The sequence below is a fragment of the Halomonas aestuarii genome (assembly GCF_001886615.1).
GTDB lineage: Bacteria > Pseudomonadota > Gammaproteobacteria > Pseudomonadales > Halomonadaceae > Halomonas > Halomonas aestuarii.
Map to the genome: position 1 here is coordinate 1,447,715 of NZ_CP018139.1, position 18,008 is coordinate 1,465,722.

An 18,008-nucleotide genomic window follows, 5' to 3' on the forward strand; every position below is an offset into this window, starting at 1 on the left:
CCACCTCGGCCTAGCGCCGTGCTTCACGCCGGGAACTATGCTGGAGACTGGATTCACCCACCCGAGGAGAGCTGACATGCACAAGCACGTGGAATGGGATGACCCCGGCGCCGAGGGCGTCCTTCGCTTCTATGCCGACCGTCCGGACGACTGTCCGATACCCCACCCGGGCAGTATCCTCTCGGCCCGCTATCGCGGGTTCACGGTCAGGGTGAGGGTCGAGGCCCGGGTCGAGGAGACCAGCATCGGCGAGGTGGTGGCCCTGATCGCCGACGACAACGGCCGGCGCAAGCAGAGCGTCGGCGACCTCTCCCTCGGCGACACGGTGCGCCTGCCCGACGCCTGCCGTGCCATGGAACCTCGGCATCCCGAGGAGCCGGGCGAGCAGCAGGACTGATCCCGGCGGCGGTGGCTACCACCGCCGCCAACGTCCCCTAAACGCTGGCCGACTAGCCAGAAAGGCCCGCGTGCCGCACAGTTGGCGGCACAGGCCCACAAGGCCAACCAAGGCAATCCTGGATTCACATGAGTACGCACAACGTCTGGACCCACAAGGGTACCTTCCTGCTGGCCGCCGTCGGCTCGGCGGTCGGCCTCGGTAACCTCTGGCGATTCCCCTACCTGACCGGCGAGAACGGCGGTGGTGCCTTCATCCTGGTCTATGCCCTGACCATCTTCGCCGTGGGCATTCCCATCCTGATCGCCGAGATCATGCTCGGCCGCAACAGCCGCCGCAGCCCGATCATGGGCATGCGCTTCCTCACGCGCACCCACCGCACCTCCCGGGCCTGGGAGAGCATCGGCTGGCTGGGGGCCGTCTCCGCCTTCCTGATCCTGAGCTTCTACTCGGTGATCGCCGGCTGGGCGATCCACTATACCGGGCTGATGCTGACCGGCGGGATGAGCGAGATCGACGCCGCCGGCGCGAGCCAGAGCTTCGATGCCCTGCTGGCCTCCCCGGCGCTGCTGACCCTCTACCACACCCTGTTCATCGCCGCCTCGGCGCTGATCGTCGGCCTGGGCATCCACAAGGGCATCGAAAGCGGCCTGCGGCTGCTGATGCCCTCGCTGTTCGTGATCCTGCTGGTGGTGCTGGGCTACGGCGCCGTCGTCGGCGACATCGGCGCCGCGGCCGGCTTCCTGTTCACCTTCAACCTCGCCGACCTGAGCCTCGAGGGCTGGCTGCAGGCCATGGGGCAGTCCTTCTTCACCCTGAGCCTCGGCATGGGCGCGATCATGGCCTACGGCGCCTACATGCCGGGTGAGTCCTCGCTGACCCGCACCGCCTTCGCCATCGCCATCGTGGACACCGCGGTGGCCATGGTGGCGGGCCTCGCGATCTTCGCGCTGGTCTTCGGCTCCGGCCTGAACCCCGGCGAGGGCCCCGGGCTGATGTTCGTCACCCTGCCGCTGGCCTTCGCCGAGATGCCGGGCGGGGCCCTGGTCGGCGGCGTCTTCTTCATCCTGGTGCTGGGGGCGGCCATCAGCTCGTCGATCTCGCTGATCGAGCCCGTGGCCGCCTTCCTGGTCGAGCGCTTCGACATGACCCGCCCCCAGGCCGTGACCGTCATGGTCATCGCCAGCTGGGCGCTGGGGCTGCTCACCGTGGTCAGTTTCAACCTCTGGGCCGAGGGCACGATCTTCCACACCCTCTTCGGGCGCAGCGCCTTCGGCTTCATCGAGCTGCTGACCAACATCTTCATGCCGCTGGGCGGCCTGCTGATCGCGCTCTTCGCCGGCTGGGCGCTGACCCACTCCGAGGTGATGAAGGAGATGCACACCAACGAGCGCTGGTTCCACTTCTGGCGCTTCCTGGTGCGCTTCGTGGCGCCGGCGGCCGTGGCCTTCGTCTTCCTGCGCAGCATCCCCCAGGTGGAAGGCTACCTGATCCCGGCCATCGGCGCCGCCGTGATCGTCGGCGCCTTCGCCGCGGGCCGCACCTTCCTCGCCGATGACAGCCAGGAACAGTGAGAACAACAACCAACGGAATCCGACATGGCAGCCATTATCGACGTACAGCACGTCCACAAGGCCTTCGGGGGCCTCAAGGTCATCAATGACTGCTCGATCCAGGTGGAGAAGGGCTCGATCACCGGCCTGATCGGCCCCAACGGCGCCGGCAAGTCGACGCTGTTCAACATCATCGCCGGGGCCCTGCCGCTGGACAGCGGCCGGATCCTGCTCGACGGCGAGGACATCACCAACCGCCCCGCCAACGAGCTGTTCCACAAGGGGCTCCTGCGCACCTTCCAGATCGCCCACGAGTTCTCCCACATGACGGCGCTGGAGAACCTGATGATGGTGCCGCCGGCCCAGGCCGGCGAGAGCCTCTTCGACGCCTGGCTCAAGCCCTCGCTGGTGCGCCTCGAGGAGGCCGAGGTGCGTCGCCGCGCCCTGGAGGTGATCGACTTCGTCGGCCTGCACCACGTGCGCAACGAGCTGGCCGGCAACCTCTCGGGCGGCCAGAAGAAGCTCCTCGAGCTCGGCCGCACCATGATGACCGACGCCCGGGTGGTGCTGCTCGATGAGATCGCCGCGGGCGTCAACCGCACCCTGCTGGGCGACCTGGTCAGCAACATCGAGCGGCTCAACCGCGAGATGGGCTACACCTTCCTGGTCATCGAGCACGACATGGACATGATCGCCCGGCTCTGTGACCCGGTGATCGTGCTGGCCCAGGGCAGTGTGATGGTCGAGGGCAGCATCGAGGAGATCCAGAACAACCCCGAGGTCATCGAGGCCTACTTTGGCTCGGCACCTTGATGGGGCTCGGCTCCCTGACGGGGCTGCCGCCATGCGATGACACGCGCCCGTGACGCGCATCCCGACAACGACAACGAACGCAGAGAACGTCTGACCATGCCATTACTCGACGCACGCGACGTGCACGGTGGCTACGGCGGCATGAACATCCTCAACGGGGTGGACATGACCATCGAGGCCGACCAGATCGGCGTGATCGTCGGCCCCAACGGGGCCGGCAAATCCACCATGCTCAAGGCCGTCTTCGGCCTGCTCCACGTCAACCAGGGCGAGATCCTGCTGCGTGGCGAGCCGATCCAGAACCTGCCCCCCAACAAGCTGGTGCAGAAGGGCATGGGCTTCGTGCCCCAGGAGAACAACGTCTTCCCGAGCCTCACGGTGAAGGAGAACCTGGAGATGGGGGCCTTCCTCAAGCCCGGCAACGTCAAGCGCATGCTGAAGCAGGTCTACGACTTCTTCCCGCCGCTCTACGACAAGCGCCACCAGCCGGCCGGCGAACTCTCCGGCGGCCAGCGGCAGATGGTGGCCATGGGCCGGGCGCTGATGGCCGAGCCCAGCCTGCTGCTGCTCGACGAGCCCACCGCCGGCCTCTCGCCGCTCTACATGAACGAGATCTTCGAGCAGGTGAAGCTGGTCAACTCGGCCGGCGTGGGCATCCTGATGGTCGAGCAGAACGCCAAGCAGGCCCTGGGCATCGCCGACAAGGGCTTCGTCCTGGCCGCCGGCCAGAACCGTTTCACCGATACCGGAGCCGCCCTGCTGGCCGACCCGGAAGTCGCCAAGAGCTTCCTCGGTGGCTAGTCCCCGGAGCCAGTACTGGAGAACCATGCCGTGAACGAACTCGTCTTCTTCATCAACAACGTGGTGATCGCCGGCAGCGTGACCGGCTCGATCTACGCCATCGGCGCGGTGGGCGTGACGCTGATCTTCAGCATCATGCGCTTCGCCCACTTCGCCCATGGCGACATGATGACCTTCGGCGCCTTCATGGTGCTGCTGCTGACCACCGCCTTCCCCGGGGCGGGTGCCGCCTTCGGCGTGCCCGCAGCACTGGTCCTGCTGCCCGTGGCCATGGCGCTCACCGCCCTGCTCGCGGTGGGCATCGACCGCGCCTTCTACAAGCCGCTGCGCGCCCACGGGGTCAAGCCCATCGTGATGGTCATCGGCTCGCTGGGGGTGACCCTGATGCTCCAGGGCCTGATCCGGCTGTTCTCGGGCACCGGCGGCCAGAGCCTCTACGTCGATGACCGCAAGGAGATCTTCCGCCTCGCCCTGCCCTTCGAGGGCGTGCGGGCCCCGGTGGTGATCACCGAGCCCCAGCTCTACCTCTTCGTGATCACCCTGGTCGCCGTGGTGGGGCTGCACTTCTTCCTGACCCGTTCGCGGCTCGGCAAGGCGATGCGCGCCATGTCCGACAACCCCGACCTGGCCCAGGCCTCGGGCATCAACACCAACACCATCGTCGCCGTGACCTGGGTGATCGCCGGCGGGCTCGCCGCCATCGCCGGCACCCTGCTCTCGCTGGACGTGACCTTCAAGCCCGACCTCAGCTTCTTCCTGCTGCTGCCGATCTTCGCCGCCGCCATCGTCGGCGGCGTGGGCCACCCGTACGGGGCCGTCGCCGGCGGCTTCGTGGTGGGCTTCGCCGAGACCCTGGCGGTGTTCAACTGGAGCGTGCTGCTGCGGCCCTTCCGCGACAGCTTGCCGGAATGGATGACCCAGGCCGGCAACCTGGCCTTCGTCGGCACCGAATACAAGATCGTGGTGCCCTTCTTCATCCTGGTCGTCATCCTGGTGTGGCGCCCCACCGGCATCTTCAAGGGCAAGGTGATCTGATGAACACGAGACGAACCGATACCGTCGCCGCCCCGCGCCGCTTCCCGCTGAGGGAAGTGGGCCTCTTCCTCGCCCTGCTGGTGGCCGTGCTGGGGGTCTATGCCGTCATGGGCGGCGCCTACAGCACCCGCATGCTGGTGGAGGCCTCCTGCTACGCCATCCTGGCCCTGGGCCTGACCATCCAGTGGGGCTATGCGGGCCAGTTCAACGCCGGGGTGATGGGCTTTGTGGCCCTGGGCGGCTTCTGCGCCATGTTCTTCAGCATTCCGGTCAACCACGACTTCTGGGGCAGCGAGCTGCCCGGGGAACTCGGCCTGGTGTTTGTCTACATGATCGCCGCCACCCTCGTGGTGATCGGCGCCACCCGACTCGACCGGCTCGGCGTGCCCAGGAAGCTGCGCACCGTCATCGCCGTGGTGCTCGGGGTGGTGCTCTACCTGGTGGTGATCAACGCCCTGCGCGGCGTGACCGACCAGATCGAGTCCCGGGCCGGCTTCATCGGCGGCCTGGGCCTGCCGGTCGGCGTGGGCTGGATCGTCGGCGGCGCGCTGGCCGGCGTGGTGGGCTTCTTCATCGGCCGGGTCTGCCTGGGGCTGCGCAGCGACTACCTGGCGATCGCTACGCTGGGCATCGCGGAGATCATCAAGGCCTTCCTCAAGAACTCAGACTGGCTGACCCGCGGCACCGCCACCGTCTCGCCGCTGCCCTGGCCGGTGCCCGGACCGGAGGCCGTCGGCTTCACCCTGGCCCGGGCACTCTACCTGTCGGTGACCGCGGTGATGATCGCGGTGATCTTCTTCCTGCTGACCCGTGCCTACAACGCCCCCTGGGGGCGGATGATCCGCGCCATCCGCGACAACGAGATCTCCGCCGCCGCCATGGGCAAGGACATCAACAAGCGTCGCCTGGAGATCTTCGTGCTGGGCTGCATCCTGATGGGCATCGGCGGCGCCGCCCTGGGCAGCTTCAACAGCATGTTCGACCCCCAGGGCTACCTGCCGCTCAACCACACCTTCCTGGTGCTGGTAATGGTCATCCTGGGCGGTCCCGGCAACAACCTGGGCACCATCTTCGGCGCCGTGGCGGTCTACATCATATGGATCATGTCCGAGCCGCTGGCGCTGTTCCTGATGGAGCTAGCCGTCTCCTTCGGCGAGGGGGCCTTCGGCTGGGTGGCGCCCACCAACATGGACAGCCGGGCGCTGCAGGCACGGGTGTTCGTGATCGGGCTGCTGATCACCCTGGTGCTTCGCTTCGCGCCCAAGGGGCTCTTGCCGGAGAAGGTGAAGCACCACGGCTGAGGCCCGCGGTCGCCGGCCCGGCCGGCGACCGCCTCCCGCTCCCCGTCCATCGGGGCCTGCACGTCAACGGCGTCACCTCTGCCGAACCAACTCGGCAACAGAAAAGGCCCCGGCGGTTCCCCGCCGGGGCCTTCGTTCATTCGCCTCCCGACCGCGGAGGCGTCACGTCGCTCAGAGGTCGACGTAGCCCTTGCTGGTGAAGGTGCCGTCCTCGACCGCCATCTCCAGCACCACGCCGGGCACATCACCCTTCTCGTTGAACTCCTGGGTGCCGGAGGCGCCCTGGTAGTCGATCTCGGTGCCGGCGGCGATCAGCTCCACCGCCTTCTCCCACTCGCCGGGCAGGATCACCTCGCCCGGCGCGGTGGCCACGCTGCGCAGTGCCTCGTTGAGCCCCTCGCGCTCGGCGCTGCCGTTCTGCTCGATGGCCAGCGCCAGCAGGAAGGCGGCGTCGTAGGCCTGGGCGGCAAACACCGCGGTCGGGTCGATGCCGGCCTCCTCGGCCTGCGCCCGGAACATGTCGGTCCCCGGCAGTTCGGGGCTGCCCGGACGGGTGGCGATCATGCCGTCGAGCACGTCGGCGCCGATGGCCTCGATCAGGCTGTCGCCCACCATGCCGTCGCCGCCCACGTACTGGGTGAACATGCCGCTCTCGTAGGCCTGGCGCAGCACGGTCTGGCCGGAGGTGTCGGCATAGGCCAGCACCACCAGGGTCGGCACGCCGGTGGAGGAGAGGGTGCCCAGCTCGGAACGGTAGTCGGCGCGGTTGTCTTCGTGGGCGAGGTTCTCCGCCACCAGCCCCCCCTCGGCCTCGAAGGTCTCGGTGAAGGCCTCGGACAGGCCGCGGCCGTAGTCGTTGTTCACGTAGGTGACGACGACGTCCTCGATGCCCTTGGAGATCAGCAGCTTGGCCAGCATCTCGCCCTGGAAGGCATCCGACGGCACGGTGCGGAACACCAGGTCGTTGTCATCGAGGTTGGACACCGCCGGCGCGGTCGAGGCCGGCGAGACCATGGTCACGCCACCGGGAATGGCCGCATTGTTGGCCGCGGCAATGGTGGCACCGGTGCACAGCGCCCCGACGATGGCCGTGACCTGCTCGGTGTTGACCATGCGGTCCGCCGCGTTCGATGCCGCCGAGGCATCGGAGCAGGTAGTGTCACCGGTGGGCATCACCAGTTCCTGCCCGTCCAGCAGGCCGCCCTGCTCGTTGACCTGGTTCACGGCCAGCTGGGCACCGTCGAAGATCGGGGGCGTGAGGCTCTCAATGCCGCCGGTGAAACCACCCAGGAAGCCGACCTTGACCTCGGCCTGGGCCATGCCGGAAAGGGCTACCGCAGAGGCGGCGACCGCCATCGCCAGTACGCGTTTTTTCATGATTGTTCGTCTCGCTCAGGTTGCACGGGTAACACACCATAACAATCTGAAAGCCTTGCGCGCAGAACACAAGCCCTCGCCGCCAACGGTTCGATAGACAGTGCCTATACTGACAGGCGTTCCACCACCCTGGAGATCCTCATGACCCGAGCGTTTCACGTCCACCTGACCCTGGCCACCGCCGTGGGCCTTTCCATCGGCACCGCCCACGCCTTCACGCCCGCCGGCCAGGACCTCGCCTACGACGTCGGCGACGAGGCCTTCCAGGGCTACCTCTCCCCCGCCGAGGGCGACGCCCGTGGCACCGTCATCGTGATCCACGACTGGGACGGCCTGGACGATTACGAGCGCCGTCGGGCCGACATGCTCGCCGACCTGGGCTACGACGCCTTCGCCATCGACCTCTACGGCCAGGGCAACCGGCCGGTGGAGACCGCCGCCAAGAAGGCCGAGACCGCCAAGCTCTACCAGGACCGCGAGCGCATGCGCACCCTGACCCTGGCCGGCCTGACCGAGGCCCGCGCCCAGGGCGCCTCCGGGTCCGCCGTGGTGATGGGCTACTGCTTCGGGGGCGCCGTGGTGCTGGAGCTCGCCCGCTCCGGCGAGGCAGAGGACGTGGCCGGTTTCGCGACCTTCCACGGCGGCCTCTCGACGCCCGAGGGTCAGTCCTACGCGGCCGATACCCCGCCGATCCTGGTCGCCCACGGCGGCGCCGACCAGTCCATCTCCCTGGACGACGTGGCAAGCCTCGGCAAGGAGCTGGAGGCCGCCGACGCCACCTACCATATCGAGGTCTATTCCGGCGCGCCCCACGCCTTCACCGTCTTCGGCGGCGACCGCTACCAGCAGCGCGCCGACGCCCTCTCCTGGGACGCCTTCCTCGCGCTGCTCGACGAGGTGCTCTGACCCGCCCTCTCGCCGACGCGCCGGCCCCCGGCCGGCGCTTTGCCCTCCCGCCGCTGCCGATCCCCGCCGGGTGCTACAGTGACCCTGTCGATGCCGATCGAGTCACGAGGTCACCATGCACATCACTCCCCTCTCCGGCAGCCGGGCCGAGATCGGCGTGGCCCACGGCCGCGCCCACGCCGGACTGATCACCCACAGCCTCGAGGTCTACGACCGGCTGTTCCAGGACTTCGTGGGCCTGGACTGGGGCCGGGCGCGCCGGGAGGCCGAGCGCTTCCTGCCCATGATCGAGCGGGGCTTCCCGGCCATCCTCGAGGAGATGGAGGGCATCGCCCGGGGCGCTGGGCTCGACGTCGAGGACATACTGACCCTGAACTGCCGCAGCGAGATCTCGCTGACCCAGGCCAGCGGCGGCTGCTCCGCCTTCGCCCTCAAGCGTGACGGCACCCAGTGGCTGGCCCAGAACTGGGACTGGCGCACCGACCAGCTGCACAACGTGGTGGCGCTGGAGATCAGCGGCAACGACGCCCCGCCGCTGATCAGCATCGGCGAGGCCGGCATGGTGGCCAAGATCGGCATGAACGAGCACGGCCTGGGCGTCTGCCTCAACGCCATCCGCTCGCGGACCTGCGGCGAGGGGCTGCCCATCCACGTCGCCCTGCGCAAGATCCTCGAGTGCCGCGACATGGACCAGGCGCTGGCCGTGGCCCGCGACGACCGGGTCTGCTCGCCGGCCCACTTCCTGGTCGCCAGCGGCGACGGCGAGGCCCTGGGCCTGGAGGTGCACCCTGGCGAGCCGGGGCGCCTGGCTCCCGAGGACGGCGTGGTCACCCACACCAACCACCTCTACGCCGGCTCCGGGGCCCACCGGGTGGAGGACTTCCCGCGCCCCGATTCCCGATCGCGCCTGACCCGGCTGGATGCCCTGCTGCGCGAGCGGCTGCCGCCCGGGGGCGAGATCGGCGAGGGTGAGCTGTTCGCCATCCTCGGCGACCACGACGGCGCGCCGCTCTCGATCTGTCGCCACTTCAATCCCGACCAGCCCGCGGAGGAGCGCATGGAGACGCTGTTCTCGGTGGTGATGGACCTCACCCGGCGGCGCCTCACCCTGCGCCACGGCAAGCCGTGCGAGAGCGACGAGAGCCTGACGGTCCAGTTCGGCGACGCGCCGGGCATTGACCCGGATCAAACGAGACAGGATCTCGAACGATAATGATTGTCAGGTACGAGGCGGAGGTCGAGACCATGGCCGCCTCCCTCGAGGAGGTGCACCTGGGCTCGGAGACCCTCGACCGCGAGCGCGTGCGCCTCAACGGCATGGCCTACCTCAACGCCGCCCGCCCGCTGACGACGAACTGATGGCCCTGGCGGCACATTGATGGCCCGGGCGGCGCCAAGACGCCGCCGCCTTCATCCGCCCAGGGCCTCCTCCACCAGCGCCCGCGCCTCGGCCGTCATCGGCAGCTCGAGGGCCAGCGCATGGGCGCGCGGCGACATCTTCCGCCAGGTCTTCTGCACGATGCGGATCAGGTGGTCGTGGTCGACCTGCCGGGAGAAGTCGCCGAAGTAGTTCTCCAGGAACACCAGGCAGGCGCAGTCCTCCACCGCCTGCACGCCCTCGTCCCGCCCCAGCCCCTGCTTGCGGATCATCGTCGCCACCCGCTCGGCCGGCGCGTCGCCGTAGCCCGCCTCGCGCATCAGCGCCGCGGTGGTCTCGCCGGCGCGCTGCCCCTGGTCGCGGCGCCAGGTGAGGTAGCCTACCCGCCCCTCGGGGTAATCCGTGCGCGGCACCTGCCAGCGCTGCAGGTGCTGGCCGCGCACCGCCAGGCGCACCAGCTCGTCCGGCGCCTCAACCAGCTGCTCCAGCCAGGCGCTCATCCGCTCGGCATGCCACAGCTCCTGGGGCACGGCCTCACCCGCCACCGTGACGCGGCGCGGGTCCTCGGCGTGCAGGGCATCCAGGGCGACGAGGGTCGCCGCGAAGGGGCTAGGGGAATCGGCGGACATGGGGCACTCCTGGCTGGGTGGCGGTGATGACAGCATACCGGGCCGCCCCGCCCCGGGCCCAGCGCCACACCACACCTGGCAGATCCGCCGACACGACTGCCCGACGGGCGCCCGGGCCATCCACACCGAGGAGCAGCGCATGATCGCCTGGTACGGCGCTCGGCTGGCCGTCGTGCCACTAATGTCGAGTTGTTGCCAGGCGTCATGGCCATCAAGCTTCTGGCACGTAAAACATGCATGCATAAAAAAGACCTCCCGAAGGAGGCCAGTTGGAGCACGCCAGCTCACGCTTTGTATCACCACTCCAGTGGCGATCCTGACAAGATGTTTGCGAATACCACGCCAACTTCAATCAAACACATTTAATAACAATAAGTTAGATAAAACCAGTGCGCCGGACCTCCGCCGGCGCGCCCCCGATCTCTTCGCACCTGCACAAAAGCGACCCTGCCACCGGGGCACGATGCCCCACCATGGCGCATGCCTCACCCCCCGCAGAGCAGCCCGCTGCGCCGGATGTCGGCGAGGCGGCCGTCCCCGATGCCGTTGATCTGGCGCAGCTCGGACACCCGCCACGGCCGGCCGGCGATGATGTCCGCGGCCCGCGCCGGCCCCACATGGGGCAGCTGGGCCAGGCGGTTCGCGCTGCTGGCGTTCAGGTCGATGCAGCCTGCCCGAGGCGGACGGGCCACCAGCTCGCCACCGGCCGCCCGGGTGGCCACCAGGGCAGCACCGTGCAGGGCCACGTAGACCGGCGCATGGTCCGAGACCCGCTCGCGCGCCGCCTGGTGCGCCAGGGGCAGCAGCTCGGGAAAGCGCAGGATGCCCCGGTCGCTCGGCGTCAGTCGCCCGGCGTCGTACCAGAGGTTGTCGTAGAGGCTGGCGTACTGCCCCGCCGTGGTGGCCAGGGTGGAGCGCCCCTCGGGCGCGGGCCTCGCCCCCCGGGCGCGAAGCGCCTCCCAGGCCGGATGGTCCGGCGGCAGGTTGAAGTCCCCCGCCAGCAGCCGCGGGGTGTCCGGCGCGATCTCGTCGAGCCACTGCCAGTAGTCGGCCAGCGCCGCGATCTCCGGCAGACGATCGCCCACGCGGTCGCCATAGACCACGTGCACGGTGGCCAGGGTGAACCGGTCGCCGGTCGCCGCATCGCGGAAGCGCGCCGAGTAGGGCTCGCGCGAGAAGACATCGCCGTGGTCGATGTAGACCACGGCGCCATCCTCGTAGGCCACCTCGCTCTCCCGCCACAGGAAGCCGTAGTGCTCCTCGTAGGTGCCGCGGCCCAGGGCGTGGCTGGCCATGGAGGACCACGCCTCGCCCGACACCGCCTCCAGATGTTCCTCGAGCCGCACCATGGCCAGCGGGTCCATCAGCTCCTGCACGGCCAGCAGGTCGAAGTGGTTGGCCACGTGGGCCACCTGGGGCAGGGCCTTGTCGTTGTTCCAGCCAAGATGCTCGATGTTCCAGCTGCCGACGACCACATCGGCCCGGGCGAGCAGGGGGATCAGGGCCAGCACTCCGGCCAGCAGATAGCGACGCATGCGTCCTCCGCGCAAAAAGCCGCCATCCTGACGACCGCGCGCCGCATCATCAATGGCTCGATGAGGAAACGAGGAGGATCTCGTCTCGCGAGGCCCGCGGGCGCGGCGCCCGGCTTGCGATGCCACGGCTTGCCTCGGCATGATGTCCCTTCCCCCCCGACGGCCCTGCCGGCAGGCCGCGTCGCTTCTGTTTGTCCACCCGTGAGGATTCCCATGTCGACTGTCTTTGCCCGCCTCAAGGAAGTGGCCTCGCCGATGATCGGCCTGGGCTGCATGAACCTCTCCCACGGCTATGGCAGCCCGCTCCCCGAGGCCGAGGCGCGTCGCGCCCTCGACGCCGCCTTCGACATGGGCTATCGCCACTTCGATACCGCCACCCTCTACGGGGCCACGGCCAACGAGCGGCTGGTGGGCAAGGCGCTGGCGGACAGGCGCCGCGAGATCCTGCTGGCCAGCAAGTGCGGTATGGCCATGGACCCGGCGCTGGGCAGGAAGGTGATCGACGGGCGCCCGGCCACCCTGCGCCGCCAGTGCGAGGAGAGCCTCGCGCGCCTGCAGACCGATCACCTCGACCTCTACTACCTGCACCGCTGGGACAAGGGCATGGCCATCGAGGAGAGTGTGGGCGAGCTGGGCCGGCTGATGGAGGAGGGCAAGATCGGCGCCATCGGGCTCTCCGAGGTCTCCGCGGCCACCCTGCGCCGCGCCCGGGCCGAGCGGCCCATCGCGGCGGTGCAGTCCGAATACTCGCTGTGGACCCGCAACCCGGAGATCGGCCTGATTGATGCCTGCCGCGAGGCAGGCACGGCCCTGGTGGCCTTCAGCCCCCTGGGGCGCGGCTTCCTGGCGGGTGCCGTCCGCGACCCCGCGAGCCTCGAGGAGAACGACATGCGCCGGGGCCTGCCGCGCTTCAGCGCCGAGAACCACCCCCGGAACCTGCGCCTGCTCGAGGCGTTCACGGCGCTGGCGGAGGAGCTGGACACGACTCCGGGCCAGCTGGCGCTGGCCTGGCTTCGGGCCCGGGGCGACGACATCCTGCCGATCCCCGGCTCGCGGTCCATCGAGCACATGCGCGAGAACCTGGCGGCGGAACGCCTGCACCTGGCGCCGGAGACCGCGACCCGGCTGGACGCCATGATGACCCCGGACCAGGTGGCGGGCGCTCGCTACGGCGAATCCCAGCAGGCGGAGGTCGACACCGAGGAGTTCGGCGAGGCTGGCAAAGGCCCTGCCGCCTAGGGCCCTGGCGTCCGGGCGCGGGGCAGGAAGCCGCGACGCCCGGGGTTCAGCGCAGGAAGATCAGCGCAGGGAGATCCGCACGACGCGATCAGCGCAGCGAGATCAGCAGCGCGAAGACGGACACGGCCAGCAGGAACAGCGTCAGGCCGATCAGGCGGGTCGGGATGCTCCCCGCGCCGAAGCTGGTCCGTGACGGCGTCGTCGGGTCGTAATGGACCGACAGCGTCATGCCGGTGGGATACTGGGCCAGGTACGCCTCGGCCTCCCGGCGCGCGGTGAAGGTGGGCGTGCCGTCGAAGCGACCGTTGTGGGAGGTGATCTCGCGGTCATCGACCCGGAAGGCGATATGCACCCGGGCCCGGTAGCGGCGCTCCTGGGACGGCCCCTCGCTCTTCTGCACGCCGGTGTCGAGCTCGACGAGCTCGGTCCCGGTCACGGTGGCCGTCGCCTCCGGCCAGCGGTTCACGCTGCGCCGACGCCAGATCCGGCGTGCCGTGAAGGCGGCTCCGGCCAGGGCGGCGATGGCGATCAGCAGGGGGATATCGAACATGCTCTCGGTTCCTCTCATGTGGGAAAGATGCGGGGTGGCGAAGGGCACCCCCTATGCGCCAGCCCTATGAACAGGAAGGCCGCACCCCGTGGGGTGCGGCCCTGTCGTGCGGAACATCCGGAACGATCAGCCTTCGACGGCCGCCGTATAGGGCCCCGGCTGCTCCCGCTCCACCCACAGAGGGTTGCTCCAGGCGGTCTCGTCGTCCTGGTCATCGACCTCGAGGGCGACCCAGCCCTCGACGGTCTCGTCCAGGGTCAGCGAGAGGCTGGCCTCGCGGCCGTCCAGGGCGACGGTCTCCAGCACCTCACCGCCCTGGCCGATCAGCCGGGCTTCCTTGAGGCCGTCGACGGCCACGACATCGACCTGCCAGGTGAAGGCCTCACCCTCGGGCAGACGCAGGGTGTCGCCGAACAGGCCGTTGCGCGGATGCAGCAGCGGGCCCTGGGTCGCATAGCCATGACCATCCTTGAGGGCACGGGCGAAGGCACGCGGGGTCAGCTCGCCCGGCACCTTGGCCATCATGCGGATGCGGCCGGTCAGGTCGTTCCAGGCGTCGTGGGTATCGGTGCCCGCCGTGAAGTAGACCCGGCTGCCCTCGTCCCACAGGTTCTGGGCCGTCTGGCGCGTCGGGACGTTGTCGACCTCGGCATTGAGCTCCAGCAGGTCGAACCCGGTGGCGAAGCCGCCCGGCACGGTGTCGTTGGCCAGGTTACGCAGGTAGCCGTAGTCGTTGAACGGGTGGTTGAGGGGAATGACCTCGGCGTTCAGGCGACGGGCATCCGCCAGGATCGCCTGGACGCTGTCGGTCCCCGGGTCCACCTGCATCTCGCCGGCAAGGTCGATGGGGAAGGGGTTCATGTGACCCCAGGACGCCGACACCTCGATGGACGGGATGAAGGGCACGCCGCGTTGATCGGAGAGCGCCTGGAAGCGTTCATGGTTGGCCGTGGAGTCATGGTCACTGATGAACGTCAGGTCGAGGTCGGTGGCCAGCTGCGCCTTGACGACCATCTCGGGCGGGGTCGTGCCCTCGAGGATGTTGGCATGGTGGTGCAGGTCGGCACCGTACCAGGCATCGTCGTTGGGCTCGGCGAGCCGGTCGATCTCGAGGGTCTTCTGCACGGACTCACCGGAGGCCAGGCTCACCTCGATTTCCTGCTGCTCGGCGGTGAAGCCGGCACCGGAGTTGACGCTCAGACGATAGTCGCCGGGCGCCAGCGCCAGCTCCGCCTTGCCCGCCGGATCCAGGTCGGTGAAGAAGGTCTGCTTGCCGAGGAACTCGACGGGCGGCTGCTGCCCCTCGAGGATCGCCAGGCGCGCATCGCGGGGCTCGCCGGTCTCGGCATCCCGCACGTCGAGACGCAGCGTACCGGGCCCTTTCATGCCCGCGAACTCGAGCGTCTGCTCTCCGCCCTCGGTCACCGTCAGCTCGACGGGCTCGCTGTTGGCGTGGCCCAGGCCAGTGGCGTAGGCGCTGTACTCGCCGGCCGGCAGGGACATCTCGAAGGTGCCCTCCTCGGCCAGCGTCCAGGCGTAGGGGTGGCCATCCTGTTCCACCATGACCAGGCCGCCCTGCGGCGCCTCGCCGCTGTCGTTGCGCAGGGTGCCCGCGATCCGGCCGACGGGATCACCATGGCGCTCGGCCTCGTAGGCCACCACCGGCGCCAGGTCGCCCTCGGGCACCACCTGCAGCCAGCCATCGAAGGTGCGGGACTCGCCGGGCGCGAGGTCATGCTCCAGATACATGTCCTGGCCTTCGTAGTTCACGCGATCGAAATAGGGCGCATGCAGCGCAAAGACCCAGTCGCGGTCGTAGGCCACCATGCGATCCGTCAGCGCCTCATCGGCCACGGTTTCCTTGGCATCGCCCAGCCCCGGTATGCCGAACAGGAAGCCGGTATCCGGCCACAGGGTATAGCCCGAACGGATGGCCTCCAGCGGCGCCTCGCCGGCGTTTTCCAGCTCGGTCTCAAGGCCGATGCGGTCGCTGCCGGCCTCGAGGGTGTAGGTGGTGGTGACCCAGGCATCGCCCCAGTTGCGACGAATCCGGACCACGGCACGCTCGGCCGAGTCCTCGACGATCTCCACTTCCTTGCCGTCGTTGGGCCAGGAGGACCAGTTGTTGGGGATGAAGTCGGCAAAGGCGATGCGATCGAGGTCGATCTCGCCCTCCTTGACGGCGGCGAGGTCGACCAGGGTGCCGCGGGGCACGCCCCAGGGCGGCGCGGACTCCACGGCGATGGAGAAGGCCAGCCGCTCATTGGCGATGGTCAGGTCCTCGCTCGCCTGGGCTTCCCCGTCGGGGATCGCCGTGGCGCCGCGGGTGATGCTGACCTCGGCGTGCGTCGCCGCCGAGGCACCGGCCAGCAGGCCGGCCAGAAGAAGTCGTTCGAGTCGCTTGCTCATCAAAAGCGCTCCCAATGCATTGCATTTCGTTATTGGTTAGAGACGAATCGATTCTCCTTTATTTTGATTGTACATTCAAATACCGCCCCGCCAACGACCCTCAGGGGGCGGAATCGCGCCACCGGATGGCCAAGAATGATGAGCAATCGAAAACGTGCAAGACTGTTTCCAGCAGCAGACACGGTGGCTGCGGACCGGTGAGATCAGGCATGGATGCTCGCGACAAGAAGGCCCTCAGCAAACGGGATATCTGCACCAAGTTCATCACGCCGGCGCTGGAACGCGCCGGGTGGGATATCCAGACCCGGGTGCGCGAGGAGGTGTGCTTCACCGCCGGTCGCATCATCGTGCGGGGCAAGCTCCACTTCCGCGGCCGCAAGCGCCGTGCGGATTACATCCTCAGCTTCCGGAAGAACCAGCCCATCGCGGTGATCGAGGCCAAGGACAACCAGCACAGCCTGGGCGACGGCATTCAGCAGGGGCTGGCCATCAGCGAGGTCGGCCTGTTCGGCAACCAGAACACCGTCTGCAAGCCCACCACGCCCAAGTGGTCCCATACTGTCAGTCGGCTCGAGCAGGCATGGCAGATCAGTGATGGTGAAGCGCCTTGAAGCGCCTTGAAGCGAGTGATCGAGCCGGGTCGGAGGAGATAGTTGATGATCATGAAATGGCTCAGGCCCCTGCTGGCCATGACCGCGCTGCTCTGGCTGGCCGGCTGCGCGATGCTGGCGCCGGCACCGCCGAGCGATCAACGCAATGTCTGCGAGATCTTTCGCGAGCAGCCGAGCTGGTATGACCATGCACGCAGCTCCCAGGAGAAGTGGGGTACGCCCATCGCGACCCAGATGGCCTTCATCAAGCGCGAGTCCTCCTTCCGCAGCCATGTGAAGCCACCCCGCCAGCATCTGCTGGGGTTCATCCCCTGGAGACGCCCTTCATCGGCCTATGGGTATGCCCAGGCCCAGGACCCGGTGTGGGGCGAATACGAGGATGAGGCGGGCAGCCTCTTCGCCCGGCGCACGCATATCAAGCACGCCACCGATTTCATCGGCTGGTACAACGCGCGCACCCATCGCATGACCGGGGTGTCGCTCCACAACCCCGAACACCTCTACCTGGCCTATCACGAAGGGCAGGGCGGCTATCGCCGAGGCTCCTATCGCGGCAAGCCGGCCGTGAGGCGTGCCGCCCGGGAGGTGGCCCGCACGGCCTCTCGCTATCAGTCCCAGCTCGCGGCCTGTGAAGCCGAGTTCCGCTGCGATCGCTTCTATCAGGTCTGGCCGTTCTGCCGGTAAGCCGACGGACAGGGCTCTCAACCGATCGGCCGGCATCGGCCACACACGAGAAGACCGCCGATCATGGATCGGCGGTCTTCTCGATGCTTGCGTCATCCCGGCCCGAAGGCCGGGTGCAAGGCTTACTTGGCGGCCTTGGGCGCGGCTTCCTTGACGGCCTTGGTGGCGGTCTCGGTGGCCTGCTCGGCGCTTTCCTGGGCCTGCTTGACGCTGCTCTCGGTCAGCTTCTGGCTTTCCTGAGCGAACTCCTGCTGGAGGGCAGTCACCTTCTCGGCATCGCCCTTCAGGCGCTCGGTCAGCTCCTTGGCGACTTCCTGCTGGCCTTCCAGGTAGCTCTTGAGGCCTTCGGCGTCCTTGACCTCGACCAGCTTGCGCAGCTGCGCCAGGTTGGTGTCGGCATAGGCCTTGGTGGCGTCGAGCTGGGCATTGACCATCTTCTCGGTGAAGTCGACGGACAGGGCAGCGAAGGCACGCGCCGGGGCGAAGAACATGGAATCAACCTGAGCGGTGTCAAATTGCTTGGTGTCGAAGTTGAAAACGTTGGTCATGATGGGAACCTCCAAGGGTTTTGCTGCCATGGAACGGGCGATCCCCGTCCTGATGCTGTGCATCCTAGCAGGCACTTTTGTGCAGTGCAACATAATCATTTTACGTCGACACCCCGGGTGTTGCAGCGATGCATATCCCCAGCATCTGACGCCCTGTTCGCCGATTGAGGAGAGGGCCGGGCTCCGTCCCCGATCAGCCACACTCAGTCACGCTCAGGCACACGAAAAAGGCCGCCGATCAT

The 18,008-nt window shown here is 68.2% G+C and carries 17 protein-coding genes and 1 pseudogene; 12 read left to right on the forward strand and 6 right to left on the reverse strand.

Annotated elements, in window-relative coordinates; all coding sequences use genetic code 11:
- The first annotated feature begins 76 nt into the window (after window positions 1-76).
- The 6 genes from BOX17_RS06620 to BOX17_RS06645 all read left to right on the forward strand — a co-directional run bounded on the left by BOX17_RS06620 (window position 77) and on the right by BOX17_RS06645 (window position 5,900).
- The gene (locus BOX17_RS06620) at window positions 77-397 is read left to right on the forward strand and encodes a hypothetical protein (RefSeq protein ID WP_071942904.1); all 321 of its coding nucleotides are present in this window, start codon (window positions 77-79) and stop codon (window positions 395-397) included.
- Window positions 398-525: 128 nt separating this feature from the next.
- Entirely contained in the window at window positions 526-1,971 is a 1,446-nt protein-coding gene (locus tag BOX17_RS06625; RefSeq protein WP_071942906.1) for a sodium-dependent transporter, read from the forward strand.
- Window positions 1,972-1,995: 24 nt separating this feature from the next.
- Complete coding sequence (locus tag BOX17_RS06630) at window positions 1,996-2,763, forward strand: ABC transporter ATP-binding protein (protein ID WP_071942908.1); 768 nt, start codon at window positions 1,996-1,998, stop codon at window positions 2,761-2,763.
- A 96-nt stretch (window positions 2,764-2,859) separates the two neighbouring features.
- A complete protein-coding gene (locus BOX17_RS06635; RefSeq protein ID WP_071942910.1) occupies window positions 2,860-3,564 on the forward strand; it encodes an ABC transporter ATP-binding protein in 705 nt (234 codons plus the stop codon).
- A gap of 30 nt (window positions 3,565-3,594) precedes the next feature.
- Entirely contained in the window at window positions 3,595-4,599 is a 1,005-nt protein-coding gene (locus BOX17_RS06640) for a branched-chain amino acid ABC transporter permease (RefSeq protein WP_071942912.1), read from the forward strand.
- Complete coding sequence (locus BOX17_RS06645) at window positions 4,599-5,900, forward strand: branched-chain amino acid ABC transporter permease (RefSeq protein WP_071942914.1); 1,302 nt, start codon at window positions 4,599-4,601, stop codon at window positions 5,898-5,900. Before BOX17_RS06640 ends, BOX17_RS06645 begins: the two co-directional genes overlap by 1 nt.
- Before the next feature lie 171 nt (window positions 5,901-6,071).
- On the opposite strand, the gene BOX17_RS06650 is transcribed toward BOX17_RS06645, so the two are convergent.
- A complete protein-coding gene (locus tag BOX17_RS06650) occupies window positions 6,072-7,280 on the reverse strand; it encodes an ABC transporter substrate-binding protein (RefSeq protein ID WP_071942916.1) in 1,209 nt (402 codons plus the stop codon).
- 138 nt (window positions 7,281-7,418) lie between these two features.
- On the opposite strand from BOX17_RS06650, the gene BOX17_RS06655 reads away from it, so the two are divergent.
- The 3 genes from BOX17_RS06655 to BOX17_RS16950 all read left to right on the forward strand — a co-directional run bounded on the left by BOX17_RS06655 (window position 7,419) and on the right by BOX17_RS16950 (window position 9,542).
- Window positions 7,419-8,183 (forward strand): dienelactone hydrolase family protein, encoded by a 765-nt coding sequence (locus BOX17_RS06655; RefSeq protein WP_071942918.1) that lies wholly within the window; start codon window positions 7,419-7,421, stop codon window positions 8,181-8,183.
- A 115-nt stretch (window positions 8,184-8,298) separates the two neighbouring features.
- Window positions 8,299-9,396: a C45 family autoproteolytic acyltransferase/hydrolase gene (locus BOX17_RS06660; RefSeq protein ID WP_071942920.1), complete on the forward strand. Its 1,098-nt coding sequence runs from the start codon at window positions 8,299-8,301 to the stop codon at window positions 9,394-9,396.
- On the forward strand, window positions 9,396-9,542 hold the full coding sequence (locus BOX17_RS16950; protein ID WP_164508628.1) for a DUF6746 family protein: 147 nt from the start codon (window positions 9,396-9,398) through the stop codon (window positions 9,540-9,542). Before BOX17_RS06660 ends, BOX17_RS16950 begins: the two co-directional genes overlap by 1 nt.
- Window positions 9,543-9,593: 51 nt before the next feature.
- Here BOX17_RS16950 and BOX17_RS06665 read toward each other — a convergent pair whose 3' ends face one another.
- Window positions 9,594-10,190, reverse strand: a complete 597-nt coding sequence (locus BOX17_RS06665; RefSeq protein WP_071942922.1) for a DUF4202 domain-containing protein — start codon at window positions 10,188-10,190, stop codon at window positions 9,594-9,596.
- 485 nt (window positions 10,191-10,675) lie between these two features.
- Complete coding sequence (locus BOX17_RS06670) at window positions 10,676-11,725, reverse strand: endonuclease/exonuclease/phosphatase family protein (RefSeq protein WP_071942924.1); 1,050 nt, start codon at window positions 11,723-11,725, stop codon at window positions 10,676-10,678.
- A gap of 213 nt (window positions 11,726-11,938) precedes the next feature.
- On the opposite strand from BOX17_RS06670, the gene BOX17_RS06675 reads away from it, so the two are divergent.
- On the forward strand, window positions 11,939-12,964 hold the full coding sequence (locus BOX17_RS06675; RefSeq protein WP_071942926.1) for an aldo/keto reductase: 1,026 nt from the start codon (window positions 11,939-11,941) through the stop codon (window positions 12,962-12,964).
- Window positions 12,965-13,052: 88 nt separating this feature from the next.
- On the opposite strand, the gene BOX17_RS06680 is transcribed toward BOX17_RS06675, so the two are convergent.
- Together BOX17_RS06680 and BOX17_RS06685 are read right to left on the reverse strand one after the other, a co-directional pair.
- The gene (locus BOX17_RS06680) at window positions 13,053-13,514 is read right to left on the reverse strand and encodes a DUF3592 domain-containing protein (protein WP_071942928.1); all 462 of its coding nucleotides are present in this window, start codon (window positions 13,512-13,514) and stop codon (window positions 13,053-13,055) included.
- A gap of 126 nt (window positions 13,515-13,640) precedes the next feature.
- A complete protein-coding gene (locus tag BOX17_RS06685; protein ID WP_071942930.1) occupies window positions 13,641-15,923 on the reverse strand; it encodes a CehA/McbA family metallohydrolase in 2,283 nt (760 codons plus the stop codon).
- Window positions 15,924-16,132: 209 nt separating this feature from the next.
- Here BOX17_RS06685 and BOX17_RS06690 point away from each other — a divergent pair.
- Both BOX17_RS06690 and BOX17_RS06695 read left to right on the forward strand, forming a co-directional pair.
- A pseudogene (locus tag BOX17_RS06690) lies at window positions 16,133-16,420 on the forward strand (hypothetical protein); the annotation flags it as partial.
- Window positions 16,421-16,579: 159 nt separating this feature from the next.
- A complete protein-coding gene (locus tag BOX17_RS06695; RefSeq protein WP_071942932.1) occupies window positions 16,580-17,218 on the forward strand; it encodes a transglycosylase SLT domain-containing protein in 639 nt (212 codons plus the stop codon).
- Between the two features lie 122 nt (window positions 17,219-17,340).
- Here BOX17_RS06695 and BOX17_RS06700 read toward each other — a convergent pair whose 3' ends face one another.
- Window positions 17,341-17,766 (reverse strand): phasin family protein, encoded by a 426-nt coding sequence (locus tag BOX17_RS06700; protein ID WP_071946708.1) that lies wholly within the window; start codon window positions 17,764-17,766, stop codon window positions 17,341-17,343.
- Window positions 17,767-18,008: the final 242 nt, after the last annotated feature.

Coding starts and splice junctions, on each gene's coding strand:
- BOX17_RS06635 (WP_071942910.1), top strand. CDS start 2,860: ATGCCATTACTCGACGCACGCGACGTGCACGGTGGCTACGGCGGCATG.
- BOX17_RS06685 (WP_071942930.1), bottom strand. CDS start 15,923: ATGAGCAAGCGACTCGAACGACTTCTTCTGGCCGGCCTGCTGGCCGGT.
- BOX17_RS06670 (WP_071942924.1), bottom strand. CDS start 11,725: ATGCGTCGCTATCTGCTGGCCGGAGTGCTGGCCCTGATCCCCCTGCTC.
- BOX17_RS06660 (WP_071942920.1), top strand. CDS start 8,299: ATGCACATCACTCCCCTCTCCGGCAGCCGGGCCGAGATCGGCGTGGCC.
- BOX17_RS06675 (WP_071942926.1), top strand. CDS start 11,939: ATGTCGACTGTCTTTGCCCGCCTCAAGGAAGTGGCCTCGCCGATGATC.
- BOX17_RS06655 (WP_071942918.1), top strand. CDS start 7,419: ATGACCCGAGCGTTTCACGTCCACCTGACCCTGGCCACCGCCGTGGGC.
- BOX17_RS06620 (WP_071942904.1), top strand. CDS start 77: ATGCACAAGCACGTGGAATGGGATGACCCCGGCGCCGAGGGCGTCCTT.
- BOX17_RS06625 (WP_071942906.1), top strand. CDS start 526: ATGAGTACGCACAACGTCTGGACCCACAAGGGTACCTTCCTGCTGGCC.
- BOX17_RS16950 (WP_164508628.1), top strand. CDS start 9,396: ATGATTGTCAGGTACGAGGCGGAGGTCGAGACCATGGCCGCCTCCCTC.
- BOX17_RS06630 (WP_071942908.1), top strand. CDS start 1,996: ATGGCAGCCATTATCGACGTACAGCACGTCCACAAGGCCTTCGGGGGC.
- BOX17_RS06680 (WP_071942928.1), bottom strand. CDS start 13,514: ATGTTCGATATCCCCCTGCTGATCGCCATCGCCGCCCTGGCCGGAGCC.
- BOX17_RS06665 (WP_071942922.1), bottom strand. CDS start 10,190: ATGTCCGCCGATTCCCCTAGCCCCTTCGCGGCGACCCTCGTCGCCCTG.
- BOX17_RS06695 (WP_071942932.1), top strand. CDS start 16,580: ATGATCATGAAATGGCTCAGGCCCCTGCTGGCCATGACCGCGCTGCTC.
- BOX17_RS06645 (WP_071942914.1), top strand. CDS start 4,599: ATGAACACGAGACGAACCGATACCGTCGCCGCCCCGCGCCGCTTCCCG.
- BOX17_RS06700 (WP_071946708.1), bottom strand. CDS start 17,766: ATGACCAACGTTTTCAACTTCGACACCAAGCAATTTGACACCGCTCAG.